The organism is Flammeovirga yaeyamensis, from assembly GCF_018736045.1.
GTDB lineage: Bacteria > Bacteroidota > Bacteroidia > Cytophagales > Flammeovirgaceae > Flammeovirga > Flammeovirga yaeyamensis.
This window is the reverse complement of sequence record NZ_CP076132.1, coordinates 2220126-2231394: the sequence shown is the minus strand read 5'-3', so window position 1 is coordinate 2231394 and position 11269 is coordinate 2220126. Positions and strand designations below refer to the sequence as shown.

The following is an 11269-nucleotide window of genomic DNA, read 5'->3' as shown; positions in this document are numbered from 1 at the left end:
ATTTTAGTGTTGAACTAAAATTGCGTTACGTTCATCTTCGTTACGACCAATTTTCTTAAAGTTTTCCATATAAACCTTAGCTTGATCTTCGTATTTTAATGTGCCGTAAACAACACTATAAATTTGTTCTCCGTTATCTTCTGTTACTTTAATGTAGGTTTTCCACATTTTATAATAAGACTCGAAGTTCTCTGCATAACCTTGTGCATCACATAAGCTTTTTGTAGAATACACTTGTACTCCCCAACCATGAACAGTAATTGTGCTAGAAAGATCTACAAAATAAGATTTATTACCCATTAAAGCACCTTGCTTACTAGAACAATTTGCACTGTTTGCAGGCATATTATTTCCATTTGCTACAGCACCAGAGTTTGATTTACTATTTTCAAGTGTAGTTACTAAACCTTCATTTTCGCTTTCAAGTTCATCTATTTCATTTTTTAGATTACTATTTTCAGCTTGTAATTTACTTACATCAGATTTTAAGCTTTCCATTTCATATGTAAGCTGTTCATTCATTGCTGCAAGTGAATTAGATTTCTTTTCTAAATCATCTTTACTTCTTCTTAACTCTTGATTTTCAGAAGTAAGTTGAGCATTCATTTGTTTTAATTTCTTTTTACTTTGTCCATATGTAGTAAAGGAAAAAACGAAAGCAAATAGAAAAAGAAAAATTGAGTAATTCTTTGTAATCTTCATCGGAATAAGTAATTGATAAACTATTAATGAGTTATAAATGTCTCATTTGACACCATTGGAACAGAAAATTATGAAATCTGTTTAAGATAAAGCTAATCATTATACATTAAATAACCATTAAAGAAGACAATTAATTTATCATACATATAAAAAAATACTCACTAGAAAGTACATTTTTTAACTATTTGAAGTAAATAATGTATTTTATAGTGAGTACTATTAAATGTATGACGTTGAAGTATTGTTAATACTTATTCGTCTTTCTTTAGCTGTTGTTTCAACTTATCTAAATCAGATAACTCTTCTCCAGCATTAGTTTCTGTTGAAGATTGTTCTGAAGTTGATTCAGAAGAAGTAGAACCATCACCTAACCTCATTTTTTGTTTTAACTCTTCCAAAGCTAATGATGAAGTTCCAGAACCTGGTCCTAACGCTTTATTGATTTCTTCGTCAACAGTGACATTTGAATCTGCAATATCACCATAAGATTCCGCTAAAGCTTCTTGAGCTTCTACTTTATCTTTCATTCTTTCTAACATAGCAACAGTGCTAGAAGAGTCGATTGATGCCAACTGCTTATTGATTTTTGAAGAAGCTTCACTTACTTTAGCACGTGCTTTTAATGTTTTCGCTTCATTCTCCCATTGAGAAATCTGAGATTTCAGCTTTTGCACATTCTGCTCCATCTTTGCTACCTGAGAATCGTTTTGTTTTACCATTCCCTCATGTGCTGCTGCTGCTTGAGCAGCTTGTTCTTTTTTATTTAAAGCTTCAGTGGCTAATCGATCTGCTTCGCCAGCATCAATTTGACCGGCTTGTGCTTTCTGCAACAACATAATTGCTTTTCTTTCCCAATCTTGAGTAGCTTGTTTATGTTGTTCGTATTCTTTTCTTGTACGTATAGCGATGGCCTTCACCTGTGCTAAACCTTGTAAACTTTGATCTAAATCCTTTTTAAGATCTCTAATTCCTTGATCAGTCATCTTAATAGGGTCCTCTAATTTATCCATTGCCGAGTTTGCCTCGGAAGACATCCATCCAAATAATCTCTTAAACATATCCTTTCCTCTTTTTTAGTTTTGTGCATAATCTAGTAACATCGAGTAATTTTCGCTAATTACTAATTTCAGAGCATTTAACGTTCCCTCTAACTCGTTCTCATCAAGGTTTTCTAACTCTAATGTATCTCTGTATAACAAACGATTCCCTTGTTCATCAATAACAAATGCACCATGGACAAAGTTTCTGTTTTTAACCAGCAATTGTTTGTAGAAATCTGGTTTTTCCTGATTTAAATCAATCAGATGCATTTCTACAATTAGAATAGGATCTTCACAGTCAACTACTACATTAAGAAGTCCTTCTTCTTCATCAGAGATAATAAATAGTTCTTCTTGCTCATCCTCACTTTTAATATCGTAACCTAGATTTAGCAAGTATCCTTTAACTTTTTCGAAGTTATTCATTTCGTGCTTTTTAGTTTTATAATAATAATTAATACGAATATAAAATTTTTTTGATGTGATATGTAATCAATTTCTAAATAAATTTAAATTAACCCACTCAACATCAAACAATTATGGATTATTAAAAAATGATAAAATATTTGATAACAATCCTGAATACAACTTTCTATATAACTCTGATTGAATTTATTAAATAATAAATTAAAAACAGTCGTTATATTTGTGCAATCGGTTGAAAATTAAGTAACGATACTTAGAACAAACATAATTAACATTATACACAACTTTATATGCCAAAGAAAGTACATTTGAAAGAAACTCCATTGCTCATAGAAGGTGCATGGGAGGTTTGTAATCAAGTTGGGGGTATCTATACTGTAATCAAGTCAAAAATCCTGAACGTTTTACAACAAGTTGGCGATGACAACTATTGTTTAATTGGCCCCTACGTTAATAATAACATATCTGCTGTTTTTGATCCTATTAGTGACGATGGTGATGATTTAGTATCAAGAACTGTACGTTCTTTGAGAAACAAAGGCTACGAAGTACATTATGGTAGATGGTTAGTTTCTGGTAGACCTCGTGTGGTATTGTTTAAACCACACAATGAAGCATGGAAATTGACTGACATTAAAAAATCTAATTGGGAGTCACATAATATCCCTTCATTTGATGGTGATGACTTATTTGATCAAACGATCATGCTGGCTTCTCAAATGACTGACTTCTTCCAGGAATTAGATAATTTAAATAATTCGGATAAAAAAGTTGTAGCACATATGCACGAATGGATGGCTGGTATTCCTATCCCAGAAATCCGTCGTAGAAACCTAAATATTAAAACAGTATTTACTACCCACGCTACCCTACTAGGTCGTTACCTAGCCATGAACGACCCTGAATTCTATCAAAATCTTGAGAAAGGAACCTATAATTGGACCAAAGAAGCAGAACACTTTAATATTCTACCACAGGTTTCCATTGAAAGAGCTGCTGCTCATGGATCTCATGTTTTCAGTACAGTAAGTAGGTTAACAGCTGTAGAATGTAAGTACTTATTGGGTAGAGAAATTGATGCAATCGTACCTAATGGTATCAATATCAATAAATTTGAAGCTTTACACGAGTCTCAAGTACTTCATCAAAGATATAAAGAGAAGATCCACGAATTTGTAATGGGTCACTTCTTCCAATCGTATTCATTTGATTTAAACAATACTTTATATTTCTTCACCTCAGGTAGATTTGAGTATAAAAACAAAGGATTCGATTTAACTTTAGAAGCACTTGCTCGTTTGAATCATAAATTGAGAGTCAATAATATCAATAAGACTGTTGTTACTTTCTTTATCACAAAGCAAGATTATCACACTATTAACCCTATCGAATTAGAATCGAGAGCCGTTTTAGGTGAAATCAGAAAGATTTGTGATGCCATGGAGAAGAGTGTGGGTGAACGTTTATTCTATGTTGCATCAAAAGGCGACATGATTGAAACACCTACCATTGAGGAGTTGATTCCTGAAAACTTAAGACTTCAGTTAAGAAGAACTGTTCAATCTTGGAAAACTTCTCGTCTCCCTTATATCACTACACACAACTTAAAAGATGATGCTAAGGATGATATCTTAAACTTTGCACGTAATTCTGGTTTATTAAACTATGAAGGCGATAAAGTGAAATTGGTATATCACCCTGACTTTGTTTCTTCTATGAACCCTCTTTTCGGTATCGATTACGATGAGTTTGTAAGAGGATGTCACTTAGGGGTATTCCCTTCTTACTATGAGCCTTGGGGATATACTCCAATGGAATGTGTCGCAAGAGGTATCCCTGCTATCACATCTGATTTAGCAGGCTTTGGTGACTTCGTGATCAATGACTTGAAACGTACAAAAGTAGAAGGCATTGAAACTATTCATAGAAAGCACAGTGATTACACTCACTCAGCAGAAGAATTGGCTAATTTCATGTATGATTTCGTTACTATGGAAAGAAGAGACCGAATTGCTCAACGTAGTAGAGTAGAACAATCGTCATATCATTTCGATTGGAATGAATTGTATGATTACTATATCAAAGCATATAATATGGTGATGACTCGATAAGTCACACTTTTAAATATAAAAAGCCGATGGAATTTCGTTCCGTCGGCTTTTTTTGTCTAAATATTTTGAAGAATTAGTCTTTCAAGATACTTCTTGATATAACAATTTTCTGAATTTCTGATGTTCCCTCATAGATCTGAGTAATTTTAGCATCACGCATTAAACGTTCTACATGATACTCTTTCACATACCCATATCCCCCGTGGACTTGCACCGCTTCTACTGTCACCTCCATAGCCACTTCAGAGGCATATAATTTAGCCATCGCCGAAGCTTCAGAAAAGTCTTTACCTTGGTCCTTTAACCAAGCTGCTTTAAATACTAAATGACGTGCAGCTTCAATTTTAGTGGCCATATCAGCTAATTTGAATGCAATAGCTTGATGTTCACTAATTGGCTTTCCAAAAGTCTTACGCTCTTTAGAATATTTCAATGCCAACTCATAAGCTCCTGATGCGATGCCTAAAGCTTGAGCAGCGATTCCGATACGACCGCCATTTAAAGTAGACATAGCAAACTTAAATCCGAATCCATCTTCACCTACTCTATTCTCTTTTGGCACTTTTACATCTGTAAAACTCAACATGTGTGTATCAGATCCTCTAATACCCAATTTGTCTTCTTTTTTGCCTACAACAAAACCGTCCATGCCTTTTTCTACAATCAAACAGTTGATACCTCTATGACCTTTTTCTCTATCTGTTTGTGCTATGACAAGGTATATCGATGCAGAATTACCATTAGTGATCCAGTTCTTTGTACCATTCAGAAGATAGTGATCACCCATATCAATAGCTTCTGTTACTTGTGAAGTAGCATCACTACCTGCTTCGGGTTCGGATAAACAAAAAGCACCTATGGCTTCACCAGAAGCTAACGGTTTAAGATATTTTTCTTTTTGAGCGTCAGAGCCAAATTTTTCAAGTCCCCAACATACAAGTGAATTGTTTACAGACATTGAGACCGACGCGGATGCATCAATCTTTGAGATTTCTTCCATTGCAATCACATACGATATGGTATCCATACCTCCTCCTCCATATTGAGGATCGACCATCATTGCCATAAATCCTAATTCCCCCATTTGTTTTACCTGTTCTTTCGGGAATCGTTGTTCTGTATCTCTTTCAATAACGCCAGGTAATAATTCATTCTGAGCAAAATCACGTGCAGCATCTCTCACTGCCAACTGCTCCTCAGTTAGTTCAAAATTCATGTGTGTAATGGTATAAGGTGTTTATTGTGTGTGTTTCAATTTCAAATATATCACTAAAAATAGAAATTAAAAGCTTAATCACTGAATAATCATTCATTTATATAAATAACTACTTGTTTAATGATTTGTTTAGTACATAAAACAAAGAATATTCTATCACATTTAATCAATTGATTAGTATTTTATTCTTTAAAGACTGAAGTTCTCAAATGGTGATAAAAATCAAAAAAACACAAAAAAAGCCCCCAGAATCTGGAGGCTTTCACGTACAATAGATGTACAATATTTTTTATCTCAACTGTTGACCGATTGTAAAGTGGAATTGGCTACCACTTGGATCAGATCTACCTGGTGCGGCATCGAAACCGTAAGCCCAGTCAATACCTAACATACCAAATGCAGGCATGAAGATTCTGGCACCAAAACCAGCTGATTTATACATTTCAAATGGGTTGAACTCGTCAATTGTTGCCCAGTTATTACCACCTTCAGCAAAACCTAATAAGTAAATTGTTGCTGCTGGGTTTAATGACACTGGATATCTAAGTTCCATTACATATTTGTTATAAACTACACCACCTAAACCATTCGATTCGTAAGGAACTATGGAGTTGTTTTCATAACCTCTCAAACCAATAGTTTCCGTACCTAGTAGTGCGAATTGTTGAGTTAAACCGTCACCACCCATAATGAAACGTTCGAATGGACCTAAACCTTTATCTTGGTTATATGCAGCCAAGAAACCAACGTGGGCTCTTACTGCCATTACTAAGTCACCAATGATTGATTGGTACCAAGCGTTATCAAACATCCACTTATGGTACTCTACCCACTTGTAACGCTCTTCATCAGAAATTGATGGATCTGAGAAGTCTTTGTCACCAAATGCAGAGTAAGGAGGAGTTAAACTCACACTCAAGGATACTTGTGAACCTCTACGAGGGTAAGTTGGCTGATCAATACTGTTTCTTGATAGAGTAGTATTGAACGTTAAGTTATAAGATTTACCGTTGTTATAATCACCGAAACCAGTAGCATACCAGTTATTCAAATCATATACTAGGAATGACAATGAATTAGACATTGTAAACCAGTCATCCGGCCATTGTAATCTTCTACCTAATGCAACAGTTGCTGCATTAATACCTAAACTACCAATTTTTACATCACCGCTGTATGAGTTTTGATTTGAGTAGTTATAACTTACTGTTAATGAGTTAGGCTTACGACCACCTAACCAAGGTTCAGTAAATGATACTGAGTAAGTTTGGTATTGAATACCTGATGCTTGAACCCTCAATTGTAGTCTTTGACCATCACCAGCTGGTAGAGGTCTCCACTTAGAGAAGTCCGTTACGTTTCTTAATGAGAAGTTATTGAATACTAGACCTACAGTACCTACGAAACCATAGAAACCACCCCAACCACCGGATAATTCGATCTGGTCATTGGCTTTTTCTGTTAATCCATATTGGATATCTACAGTACCATTTGACATATTTGGCTTAGGTTGAATATCAATAGTTTCTGGGTCAAAGTAACCTAGAGTTGATAATTCCCTCTGCGTTCTAATTAAATCAGATCTAGAGAATTTCTGACCTGGCAAGGTACGAATTTCACGGTAAATTACGTGATCGGATGTTTTCGTGTTGCCATTAACGATAATCTTTGAAACATAAGCTTGCTCACCTTCAAAAACTCTCATTTCAACATCAACCGAATCTCCTTCGACCATAATTTCTGTAGGAGTTACGCTAAAGAATAGGTAACCATCATCCATATATAAGGCAGAAATATCTTGACCGTTCGGGTTAAAAGAAAGACGTTTGTTTAGTTCAGTTGTATTGTATACATCTCCTTTTGTTATACCCAATACTTTACCTAACTCTTCGTTGGTATATTTATAATTACCTGTCCAAGTAATATTTCTGTAATAATAACGAGTACCTTCGTAGATATCCATATCAATTGATACCATCTTAGGGTCTACATCATAAACAGAATCTCTTAAGATTTCAGCATCACGGTAACCTTCTTCGTTATAATACTGAACAAGACTTTTCTTATCGTTTTTATATTCTTCTGCAACGAATTTTGATGGTGTAAAGATTCTACCAAATCTCTTTTCCTTCGTCTTCTTTAACTTACGTTTTACCTTCTTTTCAGTCAGCTTTTCTACACCAGCAAGATTAATTTCTTCAATCTTAACCTTAGAGTTCTTTTGAACATCAATTCTTAAAACTACAGAGTTGGCTAAAACAGGATCTTTTTCCTTTACAATTTTAACTTCTGTGTTTTTAAAACCTTTTTCAGCGTAGTGATCCTTAATGATATTCTGAGTATTACGAATCATAGACTCCGTTACGATTCTACCTCTCACTAACTGTACTTTATCAGTTAAGGTTTTGGCTTGACCTTTTTTGATTCCCTCAAAATAGAATTTTGATAGCTTAGGACGTTCCTTCAAAGCAATTTGAAGATAAACATCGTTTCCTTGAATCTCAGTGATGTTGATTTGTACATCACCAACAATACCAAGTTTCCATAATTTCTTTACCGCTTTACTAATCGCGTCTCCAGGGATTTTAATTTTTTCTCCCACTTTAAAGCCAGCGATATTGATAAGGGCATTTTTGTCGTTAAAGTCTGCACCAACAACATCAATACCTGCGATAGTATACTCTACCGGAGTACCGTAGTCTACATTATACTTGTTGCTTTGCGAACCATAGTTTGTCCCAAATTGAGCATAAGAGGATGTTATTGCGATCGTCCAAATTGAGATGAACATCAACAGTGTCTTCACTGTTTTATTAGATGATATCATGCGTCTTGCTTGATGTCTTTTAAATACTTTAATAATCTGATTATGTAGTTAGTTGTTCACTAGTCTTACCATAACGGCGCTCTCTATTTTGGAAAGCCATTATTGCATCATGTAAAACGTCTCTACGGAAATCAGGCCAGAGTATATTCGTAAAAAATAATTCAGTATAAGCAATTTCCCATAACAAGAAATTACTAATTCTTTGTTCTCCGCTTGTTCTGATGAGGAGTTCAGGATCAGGCATAGTAGCAGTTGAAAGATATTGTTTGATCGTATCTTGTTCAATACTATCAATTTTACCTTCTTTAAAATCTTCACTCATCCGACGTGTCGCTTGAGTTAGATCCCATCTCCCACTATAGCTTAATGCCAACACTAATGTTAGACCCGTATTTCCTTCTGTTAGTTGCATTGCTTCTTGCAATTCTTTTCGACAGTCGGATGGCAACTTAGAAAGGTCACCAATTGCTTTGAGCTTTACATTATTCTTAGTCAGGGTTTTAGTTTCTGAGCGTATAGTAGAAACTAATAATTGCATTAAACCTAAAACTTCTGCTTTAGGTCTATCCCAGTTTTCTGTAGAAAAAGCGTAAAGTGTAAGAAAATCTATTCCCAACTCTGCACAGCCTTCGGTAGCTTCACGTACAGCCTTGATAGCATTTCTGTGACCAAAAATTCTTTTTGCTCCTTGCTTCTTTGCCCACCTTCCGTTTCCATCCATTATAATGGCAACGTGTTTCGGTAGATTTGCTTTATCTATGTTTATACTCATGGTAAAAACCCCTTCTTGAACAATAAATTGATATGTAGATTAATTTATAAGCTACTGAACGGCGAAATTAAAGATAATTCGAACAGTTATCAACCAAATTTGTATCAAAAGTAGAAAGATTTATAAGTAATTTAATAATATGAACTATTTTTGTTGTTAATAAAAAGACATTTTTCAAGCTATTTTTTCCTATTCTATCGGATTATCAATGATATAGACCGATAATAGCATTTTTTACTATGGACAAACTTATTCGTTGGATTAATTTGTTAAATAAAACTATTGGGAAAGGAATTTCACTTTTTACAATACTTTTAATCTTGATTGTTTGTGTGGATGTGGCACTCAGATATTTTTTCAACTTTAGTACGGCAGGAATAACAGAACTAGAATGGCACATTTTCGGGTGTATTTTTCTACTTAATGCTCCCAATACTTTATTAATGAATAAACATGTTCGCGTAGATGCCTTGTATCAGAAGTTTTCTGATCGAAATAAGCGATGGGTAGATATTTTTGGCATTCTGTTTTTTCTTATTCCCTTTTGTCTTTTTGTTATCCATGCAAGCATTCCATATGTATATAATTCATGGGTGATTATGGAAAAGTCTACTGATGCCGGTGGATTACACTTCAGATTTATTATTAAAGCCATCATCCCAATATCAATGTCTTTGCTTCTTCTTCAAGGAGTCAGTTTGATGTTGAGTAAATTATTCGAATTAAAAGGAACTCCCACCTCATGATATTACTACTTTTATTCCTCTGTTTATTTGTCACATTACTTTTAGGGTTTCCTGTTGCATTTACTTTAGCAGGTATTTCTCTCCTTTTTGGCTACTTTACTTTCGGAACAGATATTTTCTATCTCCTCCCATTGAGAATATATGGAACGATGAATAATCAAATTCTTATTGCCGTTCCATTATTTATATATATGGGTGTAATGTTGGAAAAATCAGGCATTGCTCAACGGTTATTACAAACTATGGCGATTCTATTGGGTAGATTGAAAGGCGGACTTGCCATCTCTGTAGCCATTGTAGGTGCTATGCTTGCAGCCTCTACTGGAATTGTTGGCGCTACTGTAGTAACTATGGGTTTAATGAGTCTCCCTGCCATGTTAAATCGAGGATATGATAAAAAATATGCAACAGGTATCATAGCAGCATCTGGTACATTAGGGCAAATTATACCTCCAAGTATTGTATTAATATTAATGGGTAATGTGATGAATATTTCAATTGGTGATTTATTTGTCGCTGCAGTTATTCCAGGAGTTGCATTGGTAACATTATACATCCTTTTTGTATATATATATGCTGTTTTAAATCCTGAGAAAGTCCCCCATTATTCTCAAGAAGAAATACAGCAATTTAAAAGTGAATTATCCTACAAATCCTTATTAAATACTTTTGTCCTCCCTTTCTTATTGATAATAGCGGTATTAGGAAGCATATTCCTAGGTATCGCCTCTCCAACAGAAGCTGCAGGGATTGGAGCATTATGTGCCACAATATTAACTCTATTCGAAAAGAAACTTACTTGGAAAGTAATGAAAGATGCCGCCTATGAAAGTGGACATTTGAGTAGTATGGTTTTTATGATATTAGTAGGTGCTACAGCATTTGGTTTAGTTTTCAGAGGATTAGGAGGAGACGAAATGCTCGTTCACTTTATTCAACAAGCTAACCTATCTCCATATGCCTTTTTGGCCATAGTAATGCTGGGCATTTTTATCACTGGCTTCTTCATTGACTTTATAGAAATCATATTCATATTCATTCCAGTAGTCACTCCAATCTTCTTACTTTATGACATGAATTTATTGTGGATAGGAATATTGATATCATTAAACCTACAAACCTCTTTCCTCACCCCACCATTTGGGTTCTCCCTATTTTATCTAAAAGGAGTTGCCCCAAAAAGTATCAAAACATCTGATATCTATAAAGGAATACTTCCCTACATAGGCATCCAATTGATATTGATTTTGATTGTAGTGTTATTCCCAGAAATTGTGACTTGGTTACCTGGATATTTGAATGATTAGTGCAGCCAAGATTGATATTTTATGAATCCACTTTGATACTGAGATACGTAGAACTTCTTATAAAATTACAGGTTTTTATAACCTAGAGACATCACGAGGGGTTTCACCACCTCTCTACCCAA

At 34.6% G+C, this 11269-nt stretch carries 9 protein-coding genes; 3 read left to right on the top strand and 6 right to left on the bottom strand.

Annotated elements, in window-relative coordinates; genetic code table 11:
* Positions 1–3: 3 nt before the first annotated feature.
* The 3 genes from KMW28_RS08695 to KMW28_RS08685 form a co-directional block, all read right to left on the bottom strand.
* Complete coding sequence (locus KMW28_RS08695) at positions 4–702, bottom strand: SPOR domain-containing protein (RefSeq protein ID WP_215585817.1); 699 nt, start codon at positions 700–702, stop codon at positions 4–6.
* Positions 703–953: 251 nt separating this feature from the next.
* Complete coding sequence (locus KMW28_RS08690) at positions 954–1760, bottom strand: PspA/IM30 family protein (protein WP_169664565.1); 807 nt, start codon at positions 1758–1760, stop codon at positions 954–956.
* A gap of 15 nt (positions 1761–1775) precedes the next feature.
* Entirely contained in the window at positions 1776–2168 is a 393-nt protein-coding gene (locus KMW28_RS08685; protein ID WP_169664566.1) for a type III secretion system chaperone, read from the bottom strand.
* A gap of 290 nt (positions 2169–2458) precedes the next feature.
* Here KMW28_RS08685 and KMW28_RS08680 point away from each other — a divergent pair, with 290 nt between their 5' ends.
* On the top strand, positions 2459–4279 hold the full coding sequence (locus KMW28_RS08680; RefSeq protein WP_169664567.1) for a glycosyltransferase: 1821 nt from the start codon (positions 2459–2461) through the stop codon (positions 4277–4279).
* 73 nt (positions 4280–4352) lie between these two features.
* On the opposite strand, the gene KMW28_RS08675 is transcribed toward KMW28_RS08680, so the two are convergent.
* The 3 genes from KMW28_RS08675 to KMW28_RS08665 form a co-directional block, all read right to left on the bottom strand.
* Entirely contained in the window at positions 4353–5495 is a 1143-nt protein-coding gene (locus KMW28_RS08675; RefSeq protein ID WP_066208256.1) for an acyl-CoA dehydrogenase, read from the bottom strand.
* 289 nt (positions 5496–5784) lie between these two features.
* Positions 5785–8322 carry an outer membrane protein assembly factor BamA gene (gene bamA, locus KMW28_RS08670; protein ID WP_101958134.1) on the bottom strand — a complete coding sequence of 846 codons (2538 nt, stop codon included), beginning with the start codon at positions 8320–8322 and terminating at the stop codon, positions 5785–5787.
* 40 nt (positions 8323–8362) lie between these two features.
* Positions 8363–9094, bottom strand: a complete 732-nt coding sequence (locus KMW28_RS08665) for an isoprenyl transferase (protein WP_169664568.1) — start codon at positions 9092–9094, stop codon at positions 8363–8365.
* Between the two features lie 239 nt (positions 9095–9333).
* On the opposite strand from KMW28_RS08665, the gene KMW28_RS08660 reads away from it, so the two are divergent.
* Positions 9334–9840, top strand: a complete 507-nt coding sequence (locus KMW28_RS08660) for a TRAP transporter small permease subunit (RefSeq protein WP_169664569.1) — start codon at positions 9334–9336, stop codon at positions 9838–9840.
* On the top strand, positions 9837–11147 hold the full coding sequence (locus KMW28_RS08655) for a TRAP transporter large permease (RefSeq protein ID WP_169664570.1): 1311 nt from the start codon (positions 9837–9839) through the stop codon (positions 11145–11147). Before KMW28_RS08660 ends, KMW28_RS08655 begins: the two co-directional genes overlap by 4 nt.
* The last annotated feature ends 122 nt before the right edge of the window (positions 11148–11269 follow it).